This is a genomic window from Bradyrhizobium sp. (genome assembly GCF_004799405.1).
Classification (GTDB): domain Bacteria; phylum Pseudomonadota; class Alphaproteobacteria; order Rhizobiales; family Xanthobacteraceae; genus Bradyrhizobium.
Genome location: NZ_SSMW01000089.1, coordinates 1 through 20,408, shown reverse-complemented (window position 1 = coordinate 20,408; position 20,408 = coordinate 1). Strand labels below are relative to the sequence as shown.

Below are 20,408 nucleotides of genomic sequence, written 5' to 3'. Positions count from 1 at the left end.
ACGCGATCGCCCTGTCCGGCGCGCAGGCGTTCGCAGGACGAATTATGCCTTCCCAAAAATGTTACGATTTTCGGAATGTTTCCCTTTCATCCGGCCCGATTCGCGACCATATCCCTTCCCATCCCGGCCCTCTCAGGAGGGGCGTATCATGATCGTCATGAACGTGGGCGGGGATGCGGTGGACGCGGCAGCGTCAGGCGGGAAACGTGATGGCAGGGCGGGTCGCAAGAGCCTGTGAGCGATCAAACTTCGCGCTGGCGAACGGTGCTGTTGCGTACGGTGAAGTCGTGTGGTCCTGACGCCTCAATGGTTGGCGTCAAGTCTTTCGGAGGCATCTCGGCCCGACCGGGTGCGGACGTGCCATATCCAAGGGCGACGGTGTCAAACAAGCCCGATCGCCGGGGAGAGCACGAAGTAAGCCGTAAAGCCATTGCGCAGGGAATGTCGGATCGCCTCCGCTGCCCTGTATGCTCGTGTGCGTTTCCTTCTGCTTTTTGCACGCGAGACCGCGGATGCAGCGCGCATCCGGCATTCCCCGCGCCCTCTGATTCTGGGGCGTGAAACTTCCTAAGCAAACCTCGGGCGAATCGCGCCGCGAGAACGAGAAAGCGCGTCTTCTCCCTCGCCCCGCGCTTGCGGGGAGAGGGTTGGGGTGAGGGACTGCTTCCGCAAGCGAGTTCGTTGAGAGTCCCCCTCACCCGGCGCTGCGCGCCGACCTCTCCCCGCAAGCGGGGCGAGGTGATCGGAGCGCTCCCTTCACGCGGTCTTCGCCGCCTTCAATCCCAGCCGCTGTTCGACCGCCTCGCGCATCACGAATTTCTGGATCTTGCCGGTGACGGTCATCGGAAACTCGTCGACGAATTCGACATAGCGGGGGATCTTGTTGTGCGCGATCTGGCCCTGACAGAAGGCGCGGATCTCGTCGGCGGTCAGGCTCTCGCCGGATCGCGTCCTGATCCATGCGCAGAGTTCCTCGCCGTAGCGGTCGTCGGCGACGCCGAAGATCTGCACGTCCTGGATCTTCGGATGGCGATAGAGAAATTCCTCGATCTCACGCGGATAGAGGTTTTCGCCGCCGCGGATCACCAGATCCTTGATGCGGCCGACGATGTTGCAATAGCCCTGCGCGTCGATCACCGCGATATCGCCGGTGTGCATCCATCCGTTGGCATCGAGCACGTCGGCGGTCTTTTCGGGCTCGTCCCAGTAGCCCAGCATGACGCTGTAGCCGCGGGTGCACAATTCACCGCGTTCGCCGCGGGGCACGATGCGTCCCTCGAGGTCGACGACCTTGACCTCGACATGCGGATGGATGCGCCCGACCGTGGACACCCGGCGCTCCAGCGGATCGTCGGTGGCGCTTTGAAAGCTGACCGGGCTGGTTTCGGTCATGCCGTAGGCGATGGTGACTTCGCGCATGTTCATCTGTTCGTTGACGCGCCGCATCACTTCGATCGGGCATGGCGCGCCGGCCATGATGCCGGTTCGCAGCGACGACAGGTCGAATTGGGAAAACTCCGGATGATCGAGTTCGGCGATGAACATCGTCGGCACGCCATAGAGCGTCGTGCATTTTTCCCGCTCGATGGTCTGCAATGTCACCAGGGGATCGAATCCTTCGCCGGGATAGACCATGGCGGCACCCGATGTGACCGCGGCAAGATTGCCCATCACCATGCCGAAGCAGTGATAGAGCGGAACCGGAATGCAGATGCGGTCGGTCTCGGTCAGGCGCATCGCGCGTCCGACGAAATAGCCGTTGTTGAGGATGTTGTGATGCGTCAGCGTGACGCCTTTCGGCGAGCCGGTGGTGCCGCTGGTAAACTGGATGTTGACGGGGTCATCGAATTGCAAATCGCCGGCGAGCGCCGCGAGGGCGTCGCGGTGACGCGCGCCGCCCATGCGTGCGACCTCCGCGAACGGAATGGTGCCGGAACCGGCGGGTCCGCCGACTTGAATCACGTTACGCAGTTGCGGCAGCCGCGCCGCGTGCAGATCGCCCGGCGGCGCTTTCGCCAGTTCAGGCATCAGCGCGTTGAGCATCTCCATGTAGTTGCTGGTCTTGAACGCGGCGGCCGTGACGATCGCGCTACAGCCGACCTTGGCGAGCGCGAATTCAAGCTCGGTCAGGCGGTAGGCGGGATTGACGGTGACGAGAATGAGCCCGGCCTTGGCCGCGGCGAACTGCGTCAGCGTCCATTCCGGCCGGTTCAGCGACCAGACGCCGATCCGCGCGCCGCGTTCAAGGCCGAGCGCGAGAAAACCGGCGGCCAGCGCATCGACCCGCTCGGCCAATTCCCTCCACGTCCATCTGACGCCGTGGCTTGGCGAAACCAGCGCCTCGCGATCGGCCCAACGCCGGGCTGCCTGGTCGAGGCTGCGTCCGATGGTGTCGCCCAATAGCGGCGCATCGGCGACGCCGCAAACGTAGCTATCCGCTTTTTCTGTCAAGTCCGCTCCTCCAGGCGTCTGCGCCAGGTCCATTGTACGCGGGGCTCCCGCCGCGAGCAATTTCCCGGCGCGATCGGTTCGACCGCGCTCGGTAACCCAATCGCTCGCGGCGAACTCCGGTCGGCCCTCTCCCCCAGGCAACCGGGGTCTACCCCGGTTGCGCATTTCAATTTTGCGCAAGTCGGGCAGGCCCGACTTGCGTTGGGGGAGAGCTGGAGAGAGGGGTAGGCCGCGAACTCTGGCGTTAGCCGCTTACCCCTCTCCCTAAACCCTCCCCCACAAGGGGGAGGGAACAGAGACGCGCCAGTCGCTACGCTGCGCGCTGCGCCGCATCGAGCCCGGCATAGACGCCGCGCTCGAAGCCCGCGAATGCTTCCAGGCATTTTTTGTCCGCGAAAGGCAATACCTGCATCAGGATCACGCCGGTGACGTCGCGCGACGGATCGATCCAGTAGTAGGTGTTGGCGAGGCCGGCCCAGGCGAGGCTGCCGGGGCTGCGACCCTCCGGGGTCCTCGCGGTATTGATCAGGAAACTCAGCCCCCACTTCTTCACCATGTCCGGGTAGAGATCGACATCGTTGGTTGCGAATGCGACCGCCGACGTCATCTTGGTCATGTTGAGGTTGCCGATGTGGTTCTGTCCCATCATCGCGACAGTCTCGGCCTTGAGCACCTGGTTGCCGTTGCCGCGGCCCTTGTTGAGGATCATCTGGGTGAATTTGATGTAATCGCCCGCCGTGCCATAGAGCCCGCCGCCACCCATGTGGAATTCCGGCTCCTGCTCAACCTCGAACGGGATCGGCGCCGGCGATCCATCCGCGCCACGGGCGTGCATGCCGACCAGGCGCTTGCGCTGCGCGGCGCCAAGCTTGAAGCCGGTGTCGCTCATGCCGAGTGGCGTGAACAGGTGGTCGCGCAGATAGGCGTCGAGCCGCTTGCCGCTGACGGCCTCGACCGCCTTGCCGACGAAATCGATATTGGTGCCATATTCCCAGCGCGTGCCGGGGTCGGACATGATCGGCGTCTTCAGCGCGTCGTTCTTGCAGGTGGTGATGCCCGGCAGCCCGGATTTCTCCAGATACCGCACCATATCGCCGTTCCACATGTCGTAGGCAAAGCCGGCGGTGTGGGTCATCAGATGACGCAGCGTGATCGGATTTTTGGCCGGCCGCAGTTTTGGCTCGCCTTTAGCGTCGAAGCCTTCGAGCACCTGGGGTGCGGCGAGATCGGGCAGCACCTTGCCGATCGGCGCGTCGAGCGAGAGCTTGCCCTGCTCGACCAGCTGCATGCCCGCCGCGGCGGTGATGGCCTTGGTCATGGAGGCGATCCAGAACACGCTGTCGGCGGTCATGGCGTCGTCTTTGGACAGGTCGCGTTTGCCGAACGCGCCCCGATAAATCACTTCCTTGGCGGTCGCGGCCACCGCGACGACGCCGGGAATCTCCTTGGCGTCGCTTTTCTGGCGCAGTACCTGATCGATCTGTGCTTTGCTCTGCATGGTCACCTCCCGTTTAATTTCTTAAAGCCGGTCGATCTTCCTCCCGGTCGCGGGGCCTCGCAAGCTTCCCCGTCCGGTCGCAACGCGCCGGTCGCGACCTCGTGATGATTGCGGGCGGGCGAGGGATTGGTCCCGGCGGGTCCCGGCAGGCCGCGACCGAACTGCAACACTCGGCGTTTTTTGCGGTGGATTGGCTTGCATTGGCGGTGACCGCCCGACATATCCACGGTATGCTGGTTGAGCAATCGCGCCAGGGAGCGACCTTAGTCGTAAGTTATTCAAATCGCTGGACAAATTGGCATTGCCAGGACGAGGATTTACCAAGGTGATAGTGGCTTAATGGGTTGTGAGGGACGACGATGATCTCGACTTGGAGCGAATGGAAGCGGTATCCCCGGGCCGGGCGCGGCGAGAATATCGAAGCGCCGATCACCCCGGGTCTCTTTGAGGTCCGCTTTGCCGGCACCGGGGCGCTGCATTCTTTCGACGCGGTCGACAATGTCGCTCAGGCGCTGGCGCTGCTGCCGGTCGGTTCCAAATCATGGTTCGGCCGGCGCGGACCTTCGGTCATGCCCGATCTCGAATACCGGACCTGCGCGACCTCCTCCAAGGCGGACGCCAAGGCCGCGGCGGAGCGCATGATCGGCCGCCGCGAGACCTATATGAGCGGCGCGGCCTAACAAAACTACGTTTCCTGCATCGCAATGCCTTGAACGTCCCGGGAACTTGGGGCGGCGTCCGAACGCGCCGCGAAAACGCCCGGCGCCGACGGCTTGCGGCCGATGCATCGCCGCCCATTTGAGCCTATACTCGTCCCCAATATTGCGAAGAAACATGTGAGGAGTAACGCCATGACCCCGACCGCTGCTGCAGCACGCGCCCCGCAATCCTCGACGCCCTCGCTGCGCGATCGCCTGAAAGATCCTTCGCTGCTGCGCGAGCACTGTTACATCGACGGCGTCTGGACCGGCACGCCGGCCAATCCGGTGACCAATCCAGTCAATGGCGTCGAGCTCGCCAAGGTGCCCAGGATGAGCACCGCGGAAGCGACGCAGGCGGTGGAAGCCGCCGCGCGGGCCTTTCCGGCCTGGGCCAGGCTGACCGCCAAGCAGCGCTCCAACATCCTGCGCAAATGGTTCGACCTGATTATCGCCAACCGCGAAGACCTGGCGCTGATCCTCACCTCCGAGCAGGGCAAGCCGCTGGCCGAAGCGCTCGGCGAAGTCGACAGCGGCGGCGCCTATGTCGAGTTTTTTGCCGAGGAGGCCCGCCGCGTCTATGGCGAGACGATCCCGACGCAGCGGCCGGACGCACGGCTGCTTGCGATCCGCCAGCCGATCGGCGTCTGCGGCGCGATCACGCCATGGAATTTTCCGTGCTCGATGATCACCCGAAAAGTATCGCCGGCGCTGGCCGCCGGCTGCACCGTGGTCTTGAAGCCCGCCAATGAGACGCCGCTCACCGCGCTGGCGCTGGTGGTGTTGGCGGAGAAAGCCGGCGTGCCCAAGGGCGTGTTCAATATCCTCACCGGCAATTCGTCGGCGATCGGCAAGGTGCTGTGCGAACATCCCGCGGTGCGCTTCGTCGGCTTCACCGGATCGACCGAGGTCGGAAAAATCCTGTACCGGCAGGCCGCGGTCGGGGTGAAGAAACTCGGGCTCGAGCTTGGCGGCAACGCGCCGTTCGTGGTGTTCGACGACGCCGATATTGATGCCGCGGTCGACGGCGCCATGGTCTCGAAATACCGCAACATGGGCCAGACCTGCGTCTGCGCCAACCGTATCTACGCGCAGGACAAGATCTACGATCAGTTCGTGGAGAAACTCTCGAAGAAAGTCGCGGCGATGAAGATCGGCGATGGCACCGAGCAGGGCGTGACCCAGGGCCCGCTGATCAACATGGACGCGGTCGACAAGGTCGAGAAGCACATCGCGGACGCGGTCAAGCACGGCGCCAGGATCGTCACCGGGGGAAAACGCCATTCGCTTGGCGGCACCTTCTTCGAGCCGACCGTGCTGTCGAACGTCGCGCCAAATGCGCTGGTGTCGCAGGAAGAAACCTTCGGGCCGCTGGCGCCGGTGTTCCGCTTCAAGGACGAGGCCGAGGTGATTGCGATGTGCAACGATTCGCCGTTCGGGCTCGCCTCCTATTTTTACTCGCGCGATCTCGGCCGGGTGTGGCGCGTCGCGGAGGCATTGGAGTCCGGCATGGTCGGCGTCAACACCGGCCTGATCACAACCGAAGTGGCGCCGTTCGGCGGCGTCAAGGAATCAGGCCTCGGCCGGGAAGGCTCGCATCACGGCATGGAAGAATATGTCGAGATCAAGTACGTGATGATGGCGGGGGTGTAAGCGCCTCTGCCGGCGTTTAGTCGAGTTCATCCATGAACCGGCGCAGCCGCGGCGCCCATTTATGTGCGTCGCGGCCGGACGCCGAATGACCGTATTCACTGTCGAGCAGGAAATAGTCGGCGTCGACATCGGCGGCCTTTAGCCCCTGCATCACGCCGGGGGCGAGTTCCGGCGGAAACAGCCGGTCGGTTCGCGACAGCACGTACAGCACCTTCGATTTGATGTTGCCGAATTGCGCCGTCACGTTGAAGCCTCTCAGCGCCTTCGCCAGGATGATCAGCGAGTTCGCATCGAATCCGTCGGCCCATCGCGCGGCCTCGTCGCGGATCGCCGCCTCGATTTCGACGGGATCGGACATCGTGTCCCGCAGCCGGGTCTCGATGCCGTAGGTCTTGAGGGTGGCCGAGCGGATCTGGATCATGGCCTCGCGTACGCCACCGCGATCGTAATAGTCGCCGCCGTTCCAGTTCGGGTCCTTCGACAAGGTTGCGAGCAGACGCTCGACATTGCCGTCGGCGCGCTCGCGCGGCATCTGCGGAGAGGTGACGATGGCGGCAATCCCCTTCATCATGCCGGGATAGTTCACGGCCCACTGAAACGCCTGAAACCCGCCATAGGATGGGCCGACAATCGCGACCAGTTTTTCGATTCCCAAATGATCGAGCAGTGCGCGCTGGGTGGCGATAATGTCGCTCACCGTGATGTCGGGAAAGCGGGGCCCGTAGGGCTTGCCGGTCGCCGGATCGACGCTCGCCGCATTGGTCGATCCGTAGGACGAGCCCAGCATGTTGGGACAGATGACAAAGAAACGGTCGGTATCGACGGCCTTGCCGGGGCCGACGAGTTCGCTCCAGCTTCCTTCGCCGGTCGGACCGCCGGGATCGATCATCTGCGGCCCGCTGGTGTTGCCATGGGTGACCAGCACGACGTTGTCGCGGTTCGGCGCCAGAACGCCGAGGGTTCGATAGGCGATGGTCACGGTTGGCATGACCACGCCGCTTTGCAGTCGGAAATCGCTGGTGACGAATTTTTTCACGTCAGCCGACTGAATTTGTGTCATGATTCCCTTGCGCGATTCCCGATCTATCTCGGGCGGATGATCTCATTGGCGTGTCGAACCAGCAAGGCATATCGCGGCATTTGGCGGGCGTGACTTACGGCGTTTGGATCGACGATAACCAGGAGGCCGGAATGGCCGTTTTTATCGTATTGAAACGACCGGGACCGCCGACGCGCGAGGTTCTAGTGAACCTGGACCAGATCATGATGGTCCAGCCTGGACAGGGTAGCGGGTCGGCTGTTCTGTTTGGCCGCGAGCACCTCGTAAGCTTCGAAGAAGACGTTGCGACCGTGATTCGCCGAATCCAGACCGGTCCCTACATCCAGGTCGCTCCGCCGAAGTAGCAATCCAGCTCAGTCGTCCGGCGAATGCCGGGCGACAAGCTTTATCTTCGGAGCACAGCGATCATGCGGTTGGCAAAGGTCAGCCGTTCCGCCATGACGGAGACGAAATAGGTCAACAGTTTCTGGCCGAGCGCCGGATCGTCGGCCTTGATCTCCTCGAATCGATCGACACTGAGCACGTAGAGAATGCTGGCGACCTCAGCCTGGATGGTGGCGCTGCGCGGCGCCCGCGACACCAGGCCCATTTCGCCGATCGTGGTATAGCGGCCGAGGCTTCGCACCCGCGTGGTGCCGCCGTCGCCGGTCGCAATCATGATCCCGACGCGCCCGTCCAGAATGAAATGCATGGAGTCGGCGGCTTCGCCGGCGCTGACGATAATCTCGTTGGCGTCGACTTCGATGCGCTGGCAGCGGCGGATCAATTCGGAGGCGTCGCGTTCGGTCCCGAGGATCTGGGTGAACCAGTCGCGCAGGGACGCCTCCTCGCTTTCGAGGCCCCGATGCTGGGCGATAATCTCGTTCTCGCACCACTCCAGTGCGTGGTCGAGTTCAGGCACGATGCTGACTTCCGGCGCGATGAACTCGCTCGACCGCAACGCCTTCTCGGCCGCGGATGGCAGGTGGACCAGCACCAGTCTGATGCCACGATCCTGCGCCGTCCGCTTGATCTGGGCGAAACTATAGGCCGCCGAGGAATCGATGCCGGTGACGAGCTTGAAATCGAACACCAGGAACCGGCACTCCGGATGGCGCGCGAGAAGCGCCTTGACGTGCTGAAAAAGCCGGTTGGCCGAGCCGAAGAACAGGTAGCTCTGCAGGTTCAGCCCCTGAATCTTGCCGCCATGGGCGGAAAGCACCGCCTGTTCGTCGCGCGAGCGGTCCAGCGAACTGCGATATTCCGAACCGTCGAAACTGTACTTGATGGAATCGATGCGCGACGCGCTCAACGCAAAGGTCGTGCAACCGATCACGACACCGATCAGGATGCCGGCGATGAAGCCCCATTGTACGATGATGACGATAATCGCCAGCAGCGACAGATATTCGATCAACGAAAGCCGCCGCCGCGACTGCACGATCCATTTGTGAAGCTGGTCCGCGCCGAGATAGATCAGCAGGCCGCCGAGCACGAATTTCGGCATATAGCCGAGAAGCGTGGGAGCCGCCGCCAGCATCGACGCCGAAATCGCGGCTACCGTGAGCCCGGATAGCCGGCCGGTGCCGCCGCTGTTGAAGTTGAGCACGGTACGGCTGATGGAAATACAACCGGTATAGCCGCCGAATGCGCCCGACAGCATGTTGGCGATGCCGGTGACGTTTAACTCCCGTTCTAGATTGGCTTCGGTTTGCGATGCGACCTCGACGCCGGTGGTGTTGAACAAGGTACAGGTCGCGGTGACGAAGACGACCGCGATCAGGTTGCCGATCAGGTCCGGCAATGCAGACCAGGGATAGTGGCTGATTTCATGAACGCTCCACGGCAGCATGAAGGTGACGCTCGGCGGCGGCTGAAAGGTCCAGCCCGCGGCCTGCGCCTGCGTCAGCGAGATGCCGGCCAGCTTGAATATGATATGCGCGGCAATCACGCCCCCGATGAGAATGACCGGGAGTCCGAACGAACTGCGGGAGCGATGCCAGGTCAGATACAGCACGAGCGCCATGGCGCCGGCCGCCGCCAGTTCGGACAGTGTCAGGATGTTGCCGAACTGACCGAGCGTGGCAATCTGCAGGCGATGGCCGGTGATGACGCGGACCGCGCCCAAAAGGATCAGGCAGCTGGTTGCGCCGAGAAATCCCCCAACCACCGGATAGGGTACATACCGGATCGCGCGGCCCATCCGCGTCACCCCGAACCCGCACAGCACGATACCGGTGACGATGGTCGTCGACGCAAGCGTGAGCAGAACCGGACCAAGAAGTGCCGCGGATGGTTGGGCCGCCACCATTCGTTCGGCCAGCGACGACGCCAATATTCCGGTCATCGCCGCGGTGGAACTCTCCGGACCGGCGATCGCGAACGGCAACGAGCTTCCGAGCGCGATAACTGCGGCGAGCACGGCCGATGAAATGAAGGTCGCGGCGACGCCGTAGGATAAAAAGGGAGCGAGCGGCCCGCCGAAGATCAACAGCGAGTAGGACAATCCGAATGTCACGGTCAGGACGCTGGCAGCGCCGCCGCCGAGAATGTTGTTGAGTGCCGGACGCACTCCCGAACCGAAACTGACGGATTGACCGACCACGCGCGCGCCTACCCCTGCCGTCCGGCGTCAGTGGTAGACGAGCAAGGCGCGCGAGGACAAGATGTATTGTGATGCCGCGGGCCCGGGAACTTGCCGGTCTAGATCATCGTCAGATCGGCGCCCGTGATGCGGCGATAGGCTTCGAGGTAGCGCTTGCTGGTGGCGTCGACCACGCTTGCCGGCAGCGGCGGGGGCGGGGCTTCGCCATTCCAGCGGCCGGCGCGGCGTTCCACGTCGAGATAATCGCGCAGCGGCTGCTTGTCGAAACTCGGCTGCGGCTGGCCGGGCTTGTAGGCGTCCGCCGCCCAGAACCGCGAACTGTCGGGGGTCATCACCTCGTCGATCAGGATGATGCGCCCGTCGCTATCGCGGCCAAATTCGAATTTGGTATCGGCAATGATGATGCCCTGATCGCGGCTGATTTTCTCGCCGAGCGTATACACCGCGCGCGCCATGCTTTCCAGCGTATAGGCCACCTCGTCGCCCAGACGCTCGCGTACCGTCGCCACGGTGATGTTCTCGTCATGGCCGCTCTCGGCCTTGGTCGCCGGGCTGAAGATCGCGGGTTCCAGCTTGCCGCTTTCGAGCAGGCCGGGCGGCAGTTTTTCGCCGGCCAGGGTGTCGGAGCCGGCATATTCCTTCCACGCCGAGCCCGAGAGATAGCCGCGGATCACGCATTCGATTGGAAAGACCGTGGTGCGCCGGCACAGCATCGCCCGCCCGGCGATCTCGGCGCGATGGGCCTGCAGTGCCGGCACCTCCTTGATGATCGCGCCGGCGTCGGCGCTGATCATGTGATGCGGGACCACGCCTTCGAGCTGATTGAACCACCAGGCGCTGATTTGCGTGAGCACCGCGCCCTTCATCGGGATGGTCTCGGCCATCACCACGTCAAACGCGCTGATGCGGTCGGTTGCCAGCAGCAGCACGCGGTCGTCGCCGACGGCGTAGATATCGCGGACCTTGCCGCGCCCGATCCGAGGTAGCGGCAGGTCGCTGGCGAGCATCGTGGTCATGGATCAGGCTTTCGAAGGCATCGCCGTCCCGCGCAAACGCGGGTGGCGGAAGGAAGAGAGGCAGATAGCTCATTCCGGCAGCGGAATGAACTCGTGTTCGTTGGGAATCTGGCCGAAGCGGCCGGTTTTCCAGTCCTGCTTGGCCTGTTCGATGCGCTCCTTGCTGGAGGAGACGAAATTCCACCAGATATGGCGCGGGCCTTCCAGCGCATCGCCGCCGAGAAACATCATCCGGGTCGGCCTGGTCGCGTTGACCGTGATGGGATCGCCGGGCCGGAAAATCAGCAGGCGCGGCCCCTGGTAGCGATCGCCGGATATTTCGATCTCGCCGTCGATCAGATAGATGGCGCGCTCTTCATGGTCGGGGTCGAGCGGCACGCTGGTGCCTTGTTTCGCGGTCACCTCGGTGTAGAACCACGGCGACACCATGGTGACAGGTGATTTCACGCCGAACGAACTGCCCGCAATGATCCGGGCGGTGAAGCCGCGGTCCTCGACCGTCGGCAGGCTGGCGGCGGCGTAATGCTGAAACGACGGCGCGATTTCTTCGGAGCCGGCCGGCAGCGCGATCCAACTCTGTAGTCCGAGCATCTTCTGGCCGTCGCGCCGCTGCAGGTCCGGGGTGCGCTCGGAATGGGCGATGCCGCGGCCCGCCGTCATCAGGTTCATCGCACCGGGCTCGATTTCCTGGATGTTGCCCTCGCTGTCGCGGTGCATGATGCTGCCGTCGAACAGATAGGTGACGGTGGCAAGCCCAATATGCGGATGCGGGCGCACATCCATGCCCTTGCCCGACATGAACTGCACCGGTCCGAAATGATCGAAGAAGATGAAGGGACCGACCATCTGCCGCTTGCCGTGCGGCAGCGCGCGGCGCACCTCGAATCCATCGCCGAGGTCGCGGGTGCGCGGCACGATGACGAGTTCAAGCGCATCGCAGGAACTGGCATCGCCGAGCACGGGATCGTTCGAGGGTTGCCAGCTCATGAGGTTTCCAAGCAGGTTTCCGTCATTATCTTGTGCCATCGCCCCAGTGGCAAGCCCCGAGCTGCTCGCCATCCTTCGAGCCCCGGAGGATGGCAACGGGTTCCGTCTTCTGTCATCCTGTAAGGCGCGCTTTCGCTCGCACCTCAGGGATGACGCAATCGATGATCGCTCCAATCAAGCCCGGCGCGGCGCTTGCGCAATTGAGCGGCCCCGTCATCGAGGCCGAGCGCCTCACGCTGCGGATGTGGCGGGAGGCCGATATCGCACCGAACACCGCGATGCTGGCCGATCCGGCCTCCGGGCGGTTCATCACCGCCGATGGCAAGCCCATCACCGATGAGTTCGTCGGATGGCGAAACGCGGCGATCATGGCCGGGCACTGGCTGCTGCATGGCGTCGGCATGTTTGTGGTCGAGGAAAAATCCACCGGGAAATTTGCCGGACGGGTTGGGCCCTGGTTTCCGCCGAAGTGGCCGGATTTCGAAATCGGCTGGGGCATTGCCAGCGAATTTCGCGGCAAGGGATACGCGCTCGAAGCCGCGCGGGCATCGATCGACTGGGCCTTTGCAACCTTCGAAATCGAACAGATCATCCACTGCATCGATCGTGAAAATATCGCGTCACAAAGCGTGGCGCGCCGCCTGGGCGCCGAAAACCAACGCGAGATCGACCTGTTCGGCCATGTCGCCGATGTGTGGGTGACATCGCGGAACAAGTGGCGGGCTTTACCGGCCTCGGCAAATTGAAACGAACGGTGGATTGCACTAGATTCAGCCGTACGGGACCAAGCGGAAAATTGTGATCTCATGCTGCCGCAGATCAATCTGGCGCTAGGCGCGGGCACTACAGCGCTGCTGGTATTGCTGGCGGCGTTGCTGTTGCGTGATTTCGGGGCCGTGGCCGCCGGCCGTCTGGCGGCGGTCTTTGCGCTGGGTTCGGCGGTCCATGCATCAATCGCGAGTTACGGATTTACGCCGCCGGTGACGCCGTGGCAGGCGGGTCTGATTGCGATTTCGACCGGAAACGTCGTGGTGTTCTGGCTGTTCGCAAGGGCGCTGTTCGACGATACGTTCGAGGTGCGTGGCTGGCATGTGCTGCCCTGGGCTGCGGTCGTGACTTTAAGCCTCATCGATTGTCTGGTGCTGGTGCCCGCGCAAACGCTGGATCCGCAAATTTCCGGCGTTGTCATGAGCGCGGTTGCGCTGAGTTTCGTTGCGCTGGCAGTCGGCCAGACCGTAGCGTCCTGGTCCACGGACCTGGTGGAGGATCGCCGGCGCTTCCGGGTGTTCGTGGTGGTTGCGACCGCGATCTATGCCGGCTTCAATGCCGTGGTGCAGCTTTTGACGTCCGGCCATGGCGCGCCAGGTATCGTGGCGACCGCGAATGCCGCTATTCTCGCGGCCGTGGTGATCGCGATTTTCTATTCGCTGACACGCGTCCGTGGCGAGACACTGTTTCCAGCTATCGCGTTGCCGCGCAACGCGGCCACGGCTTCGATCGAATCGAGCGGCACCGATCGGAAACTGCTCGATGCCTTGATGCGCCTGATGGCCGATGATCGCATCTATCGCCATGAAGGCGTGACCATTGGAACGCTGGCGACCAAGCTCGCGGTGCCCGAATATAAACTGCGGCGGTTGATCAACCGGGAACTCGGCTATCGCAATTTCAACGTCTTTCTCAACAATCACCGCATCGAGGAGGCGAAGGCCGCTCTGGCGGACCCGACGCAAGCCGGAGTGCCCGTGATCACCATCGCGATGGATGCGGGTTTTCAGTCGCTCGGTCCGTTCAATCGCGCGTTCAAGGCGACCACCGGCGTCACGCCGACCGAATATCGCCGTCTCAACGAGGCGCGCGCCTGACGGTCTAACCTGTTGGGATAGATCGAGTATTCCAGAATCGGCAAGGGTTTGAAGTTTTCTACCAGGGCGATTTCCGAATCCGGCGAGCGCCCGCGCCATCCTTGCGGTTATTTCCAGCACGCCATCATGGCGCCAATTGCCGGAGAAAACCGTGACCCGAAAAAATCAAATCATCGCCGTTGTAACGGCGGCAGTATGCACGCGCTTTGGCGCTTGCCGTGGTTCGCGCGCACGACGCGCCGCGTGTCGCAACCGGATTTGTCGCGCATCTTCTGTGCTCGGACACCTTCGTGTCCGGACTTGACCCGGATTCGGTGTTCTCGGAGACGACGGCGGCGATGCCCGGCGTCGGGCTGATCGCCTGGGCGCTTGACTACAGGCGCTGTTGCCGGAGATTGCCGGGCCTTCGCCGGTCGAGACCATGAACGAGACTACGAACCCGAAGCTTGTGCGCGCGCTCGATCAGGCGTTTGCCGAACCCGACCAACCGCCATACCGGCACACCAGCGCGGTGGTCGTGCTCAAGGATGGCCGCGTCATCGCGGAACGCTACGCGCCGGGTTACGGCGTGGACACGCCGATCCTCGGCTACTCCGCCACCAAATCGGTGATCTCGGCTTTGATCGGCATCCTCGTCCGCCAGGGCAAACTCGCGGTCAATGACCCGGCACCGGTTGCCGCCTGGCAAAACCCGGGCGATCCTCGCCACGCGATTACCATCGACCATCTGCTTCGGCACACCACTGGGCTGGCGATGGGCAGCTCGCTCAATGCCTCGCTTGGCAGTGCCATCGCGCCGGTCAACCGGATGAAATATGTCGCGCGTGACATGGCCGCCTTTGCCGAAAGCGCCGATCTCGAGAGTTCGCCGGGCAGCGCCTGGAACTACCATGATGGCAACTATGTCATCCTCTCGCGCCTGATCCGCGACGCGGCAGGCGGTCACGCCGCCGATGTACTGCGCTTCGCGCGGCAGGAATTGTTCGGTCCGCTGGGCATGCGCAACGTGACGCTGGAGTTCGACGCCACCGGGACGCCGGAAGGCTCCAGCCAGATACTGGCTTCCGCACGCGACTGGGTGCGTTTTGGCGCCCTCTACCTCGACGACGGTATCGTCGGCGGCAAGCGCATCCTGCCCGAAGGGTGGGTGAATTACTCCGCGGCGCCGACATCGGACGCGTGGGTGGGATATGGCGCGGGCTTCTGGACCAATCGCGGCGACAGCTACGGCGCAACGTACCGTACTGCCCACGGCTGGCCCGCCGAATCTTTCTATGCCAGCGGCACATTCGGGCAATATGTCGTCATCGTTCCGTCCGAACGCCTTGTCATTGCCCGCTTCGGCACGTCGGGAAACCGCTACGACATCGAGGGTGTTTCACGGCTGGTCGCCGACGTGCTTGCCGCCACCGATCGCAACGGGCGCCTGGCGGTCGGAAATTAAGCGGCGCCTACTGCCGTCCGAGCTGCGTGGCGGTCGCGACGCGGTCGAACCGTTCCAGCGAAAGGATCGCGTCGGCGAACTGATCGGCCCGCGCGTTGAGCACCGGGCGCGCGAGGGTGAGGAATTTCTGCTGCATCGCCTGCATATCGGGGAATGACGAAGGCTCGCCGGAGGGATCGGGGTAGAGCCGCTCATGCACGCCGTCGTCGGTGGTGATGCTGACCCGCGCGCCGAATGGGTGGCTGCGGCCGACCTCGAGCCGATCGTCCTGCACCACGTCGAATTTGTCGGCCAGTGCATCGACCTTGGCGTCGCCGAGCCTGTCGTAATCGTCCCAGCCGAAGCGGCCTTGATCGAGCGCGACCGCGCCGGTGAAGAACATCGAAAACTGCCCGCCGACGATCGAGGTCGGATGCCGCTTGGTGGCGGCATCGCCGGTGAGCGTGATGCCGTTGCGATGCAGGCCGATCTCGACACGATTGATCTGGTCCGGCGTCAGATTATGCTCCCGCCGCATCGCGATCAGTGCATCCAGCGCTGCGTGGGTATAGCGGCAGCTCGGATAGGGTTTGACGCCGATCTTCATGGTCTCGTAGATCTTACCGAGGCCTGCGACCGCCTTGTCGGGATGCGCGTCGTCGCTGTAGCCGACCAGGAGGCCATGCTTGCCCTCGACCGATTCGATGGCGCCGACAAAATTGTTGCGGGCCAATGTCGCCGCGATCACGCCGTTCATCGCCGCGGCGCCGACCTGGTAGCGCTTGTTCCAGGCGCCGTTGACCAGAAATTGCAGCGAGCCCGCGGCCTGGCTGCCGGAGACGCCGAAGGCCGCGACGATCTGCTCCTTCGTGAGCCCGAACAATTTCGCCGCCGCGGCCGCCGCGCCATAGGTTCCCGCCGTCGCGGTGGGGTGAAAGCCGCGCTTGTAGTGCGAGGTGGGGTCGAGCGCGTTGCCGAGCCGGCAGCAAACCTCGTAGCCGGCGACGATTGCGGTCAGCACGTCACGGCCGGACGCACCGACCAGTTCGCCAACCGCGAAGGCTGCCGGCACCACCGGTGCGCTGGCATGCAGCGAGGAATCCGCGTGGGTGTCGTCGAAATCAAGCGAATGACCGAGCGCGCCGTTGAGAAGTGCGGCCACCGCCGGCGTCCAGGTCTTGCTGTCGCCGAACACGGTGGATTCGCCCTTGCCATCAAGTGCCAGGGCCTCCAGCATCTTGAGCAGCGAGGGTGTGGATTCCGCGTCGCGCCGCGCCCGAATGGCGCTGCCGAGAAAATCCAGCGTCAGGACCTTGGCGCGCTCCAGCACTTCACGTGGGATGTCGGCGAATTTCAGGTTGGCGACATAGGCGGCGAGGGTTGCGGTTTCATCGGCCATGGCGTTGCCTCGTTGGTTCTTGCGCGTTTGTTCTCAACCGCCGATTTTGGTACGGCGGTAGCGGCGCGCCGTCAACATCAGCCGCGGCGGGTCAGGCCCTTGCTTTGCATCCGCCAGATTAGCATGTCGACGCGGTCCTGCCCGAAAAACGGTTCGTTCTCGAACACGAAGGTTGGCACGCCCCAATGGCCCGAGGCCGCATGGTCCTGTTCATTGCCGGAGATCACCCGCTCGTACCGGTCGGGATCGGCCGCGATCGCGGCATCCATGGCGGCAAGATCGAAGCCGGCGGCAGCGGCGGCCCGGGCCAGATAATCGCCCTCGTTCCAGCCTCTGACCGTGCCGTCCCACAGCACCCGGCTGATCGCGTCGACAAAGACCAGCGAGCGGCCTTCAAGCTGTGCCGCGGCGCCAAGGCGCGTCAGCCGGTGGATGTAGGGCTGGTTGTCAGCGACATCGAGCGTCGTCATGTCCTGCACGATCGGATCGGGGCGGGGAAAGCGGAACGGGATGTTCTCGCGCTTGGCGACGCGGCTGCTGTCGAGCACCACGTAACGCGCGAATTGCGGATTGGCGCGTCTGAAAAATCCGGGCACGCGCACCGCGAGCGGATAGACCGGTCGCAGGTTCACCGTCACATCATAGTCGGCGACAAGCTTGAGCGTCTTTGGCAATGCCAGATAGCTGTAGGGGCTGCGAAATGAAAAGAACAGATCGACGGAGAGTGTCATGGGAGCGCCCCGGCCGGTATGCCGCGTCGAGCACAGCGGCCCGGTGGCGGATCGTGGTGTCGACGAAGCGATTAATCTGCGTTCCGGATCGTTGCAAATTCCAGTCGATTTGCAAGCCGTCCGAACCGCAACATGAGTAGCGTGGCATAAACGGCGGTCCCGCAGGACAGCCCGATCCAGACCCCGACCGCGCCGAATTCGAGCCGGAAGGCGAGCCCGCAGGCAGCCGTAAACCCGATCAGCCAGTAGCTGATCGCGGCAAACAACAGCGGTATCCGCGTGTCATTCATGCCGCGAAGTGCTCCGGCCGCGATGGTTTGAATACCGTCGAAGACAAAGAATGTCGCGCCGACCATCAGCAAGATCGCCGTAAGTTCGATGACGCCGCCGTCCGCCGCGCCTTCGCCAAAGAAAAATCGCGCGATCGCAAACCGTCCCAGCATCACGACGAGCGTCATGATCGACACAAAGACAATTCCGAGCAATGCCGCAACGTAGCCCGCACGTTTGACCGCCGCTGCATCGTTGCGACCGACGGCGTGTCCGACCCGCACGGTGGCCGCCATCCCGATGCCCAGCGGCACCATGAAGAGGATGGCGGTGACTTGCAAAGCGATCTGATGTGCGGCCAGCGCCGCCGTGCCGATCAGGCCCATCAACAGCGCCGCGGCGGCGAACAGGCCATATTCCAGCAAAAACGACAGTGAAATCGGCGCGCCGATGACGATCAGCCGCCGCATCAACGGCCAGTCGATGCGCCAGAGGCGTCCGAGCACCTGATATTTCTGGAATGGCCGCCGGCGATAGGCGAACCACAGCGCCGCCAGGAACATTCCGAAATTGACGATGGTGGTGGCAAGGCCGGCGCCGAACAGTTCCAGCCGCGGCAGCCCCCACTCGCCGTGGATCAGCAGGTAGACCAGCACGGCATTGGCCGGAATGGCGACAATGGTAATCCATAGTCCGGGCTGCGGCCGGTTGACCGCGCCCATGAAGCCGCGGATCGCCAGGAACCACAGCGCCGGCATGACGCCCCACGCCAGACCAAACAGATATTGCTGGGCGAGCCGGGCGGTCGCGGGAGCCTGGCCAAGCGCCAACAGGATGCGTTCGCCGGCCAGCGGAAACACCATGATCGGCAGCGAAATCACCAATGCGGCCCAGAGCCCGACGCGAAGCGAACGCCGCACCAGGCGGGGATTGCGGGCGCCAAACGCCTGTGCGGCGAGCGGCGCTACGGCGGACACCAGTCCCATTCCGAAGGTGAAGCTGACGAAAAACACGGTATTTGCCAGCGCCGCCGCGGCGACCGCCTCGCCCCCGAGGCGACCGATCAGCGCAAGATCGATCGTCATCATGGCGATCTGCCCAAGCTGGGTCAGTGCGATCGGCACCGCCAGCCCGAGCGTCTCGGTCAATTCGATGGCGAAATGGCCTGCGCGGTTTGCCGCGGCCGGTCCAGATCCGATTTTGTCGAGGGATGTCATCTGGCGACATTAGCATGCCGCCGGCAACCTTCATGCACGTCAAGTGTCGTGCGCCCGTTCCGGCACGCGGGTGATCCTGGCGCCGAGCGCATTGAGGCGTTCGTCGATGCGCTCATAGCCGCGTTCGATCTGGTCGGCATTGTTGATGGTGCTGACGCCCTTGGCGCACAGCGCGGCCAGCAGCATCGCCATGCCGGCGCGAATATCGGGGGACGACATCAGCGCGCCGCGCAGCCGGCTTGGCCCCGCAACGATCGCGCGGTGCGGATCGCACAGCACGATGCGGGCACCCATCGAGATCAGCTTGTCGACAAAGAACATCCGCGATTCGAACATCTTCTCGAACATCAGGATCACGCCGTCGCACTGGGTTGCGGTCACGATGGCGATCGACATCAGGTCGGCAGGAAAAGCCGGCCACGGCTGGTCCTCGAGCTTCGGGACGTGGCCGCCGAAATCGTCCTGGACTTTAAGGGTCTGTTCGCCCGACACCGTAAGATCGTCACCGTCGACCTCGCAGACGATGCCGAGCCGCTCAAATCCCATCCGGATCGAGCGCAGATGCTCGACGCCGGCGCGCGCGATGCGCAGCGGCGACCGCGTCACCGCGGCGAGCCCGATCAACGAGCCCACCTCGATGTGATCGGGCCCGATCGAATAGGTGCAGGCGCCGAGCGTCGCGGGCCCATGTACGACCATGGTGTTGGTGCCGATGCCTTCGATGCGAGCGCCGAGCGCCACCAGGAAGTGCGCGAGATCCTGCACATGCGGCTCGGACGCGACGTTGCGCAGGTAGGTGGTGCCGTGCGCCGCCACCGCGGCCATCAACGCGTTTTCCGTGGCGGTCACGCTGGGCTCGTCGAGGAAAACGTCAGCGCCCTTGAGGCGCGTGGCGCGGAATTCCAGCCGGTCGGTTGCGACCACCGTGGCGCCGAGTTGTTCGAAAGCCAGAAAGTGTGTGTCGAGACGCCGTCTTCCGATGACGTCGCCGCCCGGGGGCGGCAGCATGAGCCCGCCACAGCGGGCCAGCAGCGGTCCCGCCAGCAGGATCGAGGCGCGGATCCGCGCGCACAGCCCCGGATCGAGATCGGCGGCACGAATGTCCTTGGCGTGGATGAAAAGCGTGTTGCGCCGCCGCCATTCGACCGTGGCGCCGACCGAGCGGATCAGTTCCACCAGCGTTTCGGTATCGCGAATGCGCGGGACGTTTTCGAGGGTGACCGGATGTTCGGTGAGCAATGCCGCCGCGATGATCGGCAACGCAGCATTCTTGTTTCCGGAAGGCTCGATGGTTCCCGTCAGCCGATGACCGCCTTCGACGATGTATTGGATCGGCGCCATGAGATCACGACCGCGCCGGGTTGGATCGGATCATGACCGGATCGCCTTGCTTGAGCATGATCTGTTCGGAAAGCCGGTTCGCACTTTTCCGGATCATGCGCGCTTGTCTCACACGTCCACGTTGGCGCTGAGCGAATTGTCCTGGATGAATTCGCGGCGCGGTTCGACCACGTCGCCCATCAGCTTGGTGAAGATGTCGTCGGCCTCGTCGACCT

The 20,408-nt window shown here is 63.7% G+C and carries 15 protein-coding genes and 1 pseudogene; 6 read left to right on the top strand and 10 right to left on the bottom strand.

Annotation, left to right across the window (positions count from 1 at the left end; translation table 11 throughout):
* Positions 1-756 precede the first annotated feature (756 nt).
* Together E7813_RS14435 and E7813_RS14430 are read right to left on the bottom strand one after the other, a co-directional pair.
* Positions 757-2,451 (bottom strand): AMP-binding protein, encoded by a 1,695-nt coding sequence (locus tag E7813_RS14435; protein ID WP_291575011.1) that lies wholly within the window; start codon positions 2,449-2,451, stop codon positions 757-759.
* 310 nt (positions 2,452-2,761) lie between these two features.
* On the bottom strand, positions 2,762-3,949 hold the full coding sequence (locus tag E7813_RS14430; protein ID WP_291575010.1) for a serine hydrolase domain-containing protein: 1,188 nt from the start codon (positions 3,947-3,949) through the stop codon (positions 2,762-2,764).
* Positions 3,950-4,308: 359 nt separating this feature from the next.
* On the opposite strand from E7813_RS14430, the gene E7813_RS14425 reads away from it, so the two are divergent.
* Positions 4,309-4,629, top strand: a complete 321-nt coding sequence (locus E7813_RS14425; protein ID WP_291575009.1) for a hypothetical protein — start codon at positions 4,309-4,311, stop codon at positions 4,627-4,629.
* 171 nt (positions 4,630-4,800) lie between these two features.
* Positions 4,801-6,300, top strand: a complete 1,500-nt coding sequence (locus E7813_RS14420) for an NAD-dependent succinate-semialdehyde dehydrogenase (protein ID WP_291575007.1) — start codon at positions 4,801-4,803, stop codon at positions 6,298-6,300.
* 16 nt (positions 6,301-6,316) lie between these two features.
* On the opposite strand, the gene E7813_RS14415 is transcribed toward E7813_RS14420, so the two are convergent.
* A complete protein-coding gene (locus E7813_RS14415; protein WP_291575006.1) occupies positions 6,317-7,360 on the bottom strand; it encodes an alpha/beta fold hydrolase in 1,044 nt (347 codons plus the stop codon).
* A 131-nt stretch (positions 7,361-7,491) separates the two neighbouring features.
* Here E7813_RS14415 and E7813_RS14410 point away from each other — a divergent pair, with 131 nt between their 5' ends.
* A complete protein-coding gene (locus E7813_RS14410; RefSeq protein ID WP_291575005.1) occupies positions 7,492-7,704 on the top strand; it encodes a hypothetical protein in 213 nt (70 codons plus the stop codon).
* Positions 7,705-7,745: 41 nt separating this feature from the next.
* Here E7813_RS14410 and E7813_RS14405 read toward each other — a convergent pair whose 3' ends face one another.
* The 3 genes from E7813_RS14405 to E7813_RS14395 all read right to left on the bottom strand — a co-directional run bounded on the left by E7813_RS14405 (position 7,746) and on the right by E7813_RS14395 (position 11,947).
* Positions 7,746-9,944 carry a SulP family inorganic anion transporter gene (locus E7813_RS14405; protein ID WP_291575004.1) on the bottom strand — a complete coding sequence of 733 codons (2,199 nt, stop codon included), beginning with the start codon at positions 9,942-9,944 and terminating at the stop codon, positions 7,746-7,748.
* A gap of 98 nt (positions 9,945-10,042) precedes the next feature.
* Positions 10,043-10,960, bottom strand: coding sequence for a phosphoribosylaminoimidazolesuccinocarboxamide synthase (locus tag E7813_RS14400; RefSeq protein ID WP_291575002.1), 918 nt, complete (start codon positions 10,958-10,960; stop codon positions 10,043-10,045).
* Between the two features lie 69 nt (positions 10,961-11,029).
* Complete coding sequence (locus E7813_RS14395) at positions 11,030-11,947, bottom strand: pirin family protein (protein ID WP_291575001.1); 918 nt, start codon at positions 11,945-11,947, stop codon at positions 11,030-11,032.
* 161 nt (positions 11,948-12,108) lie between these two features.
* Between E7813_RS14395 and E7813_RS14390 the strand changes: the two genes are divergently transcribed.
* The 3 genes and pseudogenes from E7813_RS14390 (at position 12,109) to E7813_RS14380 (ending at position 15,256) form a co-directional block, all read left to right on the top strand.
* Entirely contained in the window at positions 12,109-12,693 is a 585-nt protein-coding gene (locus E7813_RS14390; RefSeq protein ID WP_291575000.1) for a GNAT family N-acetyltransferase, read from the top strand.
* Between the two features lie 60 nt (positions 12,694-12,753).
* Positions 12,754-13,812 carry a helix-turn-helix domain-containing protein gene (locus E7813_RS14385; protein ID WP_291574998.1) on the top strand — a complete coding sequence of 353 codons (1,059 nt, stop codon included), beginning with the start codon at positions 12,754-12,756 and terminating at the stop codon, positions 13,810-13,812.
* Positions 13,813-13,963: 151 nt separating this feature from the next.
* Positions 13,964-15,256: pseudogene (locus E7813_RS14380) on the top strand (serine hydrolase).
* A gap of 7 nt (positions 15,257-15,263) precedes the next feature.
* Here E7813_RS14380 and E7813_RS14375 read toward each other — a convergent pair.
* From E7813_RS14375 to murA, 4 genes are all read right to left on the bottom strand, one after another.
* Positions 15,264-16,634: an MmgE/PrpD family protein gene (locus tag E7813_RS14375; protein ID WP_291574997.1), complete on the bottom strand. Its 1,371-nt coding sequence runs from the start codon at positions 16,632-16,634 to the stop codon at positions 15,264-15,266.
* 77 nt (positions 16,635-16,711) lie between these two features.
* Positions 16,712-17,365, bottom strand: a complete 654-nt coding sequence (locus E7813_RS14370; protein WP_291574996.1) for a DsbA family protein — start codon at positions 17,363-17,365, stop codon at positions 16,712-16,714.
* A 71-nt stretch (positions 17,366-17,436) separates the two neighbouring features.
* Positions 17,437-18,852, bottom strand: coding sequence for an MATE family efflux transporter (locus E7813_RS14365; RefSeq protein WP_291574995.1), 1,416 nt, complete (start codon positions 18,850-18,852; stop codon positions 17,437-17,439).
* A 39-nt stretch (positions 18,853-18,891) separates the two neighbouring features.
* The gene (murA, locus tag E7813_RS14360; protein WP_291574994.1) at positions 18,892-20,193 is read right to left on the bottom strand and encodes a UDP-N-acetylglucosamine 1-carboxyvinyltransferase; all 1,302 of its coding nucleotides are present in this window, start codon (positions 20,191-20,193) and stop codon (positions 18,892-18,894) included.
* Positions 20,194-20,408 lie beyond the last annotated feature (215 nt).

Bases quoted from the DNA above. Each gene is read 5' to 3' on its own strand.
- E7813_RS14430 (WP_291575010.1), bottom strand. From the start codon at position 3,949: ATGCAGAGCAAAGCACAGATCGATCAGGTACTGCGCCAGAAAAGCGAC.
- E7813_RS14425 (WP_291575009.1), top strand. From the start codon at position 4,309: ATGATCTCGACTTGGAGCGAATGGAAGCGGTATCCCCGGGCCGGGCGC.
- E7813_RS14420 (WP_291575007.1), top strand. From the start codon at position 4,801: ATGACCCCGACCGCTGCTGCAGCACGCGCCCCGCAATCCTCGACGCCC.
- E7813_RS14415 (WP_291575006.1), bottom strand. From the start codon at position 7,360: ATGACACAAATTCAGTCGGCTGACGTGAAAAAATTCGTCACCAGCGAT.
- E7813_RS14410 (WP_291575005.1), top strand. From the start codon at position 7,492: ATGGCCGTTTTTATCGTATTGAAACGACCGGGACCGCCGACGCGCGAG.
- E7813_RS14400 (WP_291575002.1), bottom strand. From the start codon at position 10,960: ATGACCACGATGCTCGCCAGCGACCTGCCGCTACCTCGGATCGGGCGC.
- E7813_RS14395 (WP_291575001.1), bottom strand. From the start codon at position 11,947: ATGAGCTGGCAACCCTCGAACGATCCCGTGCTCGGCGATGCCAGTTCC.
- E7813_RS14390 (WP_291575000.1), top strand. From the start codon at position 12,109: ATGATCGCTCCAATCAAGCCCGGCGCGGCGCTTGCGCAATTGAGCGGC.
- E7813_RS14385 (WP_291574998.1), top strand. From the start codon at position 12,754: ATGCTGCCGCAGATCAATCTGGCGCTAGGCGCGGGCACTACAGCGCTG.
- E7813_RS14375 (WP_291574997.1), bottom strand. From the start codon at position 16,634: ATGGCCGATGAAACCGCAACCCTCGCCGCCTATGTCGCCAACCTGAAA.
- E7813_RS14370 (WP_291574996.1), bottom strand. From the start codon at position 17,365: ATGACACTCTCCGTCGATCTGTTCTTTTCATTTCGCAGCCCCTACAGC.
- E7813_RS14365 (WP_291574995.1), bottom strand. From the start codon at position 18,852: ATGACATCCCTCGACAAAATCGGATCTGGACCGGCCGCGGCAAACCGC.
- murA (WP_291574994.1), bottom strand. From the start codon at position 20,193: ATGGCGCCGATCCAATACATCGTCGAAGGCGGTCATCGGCTGACGGGA.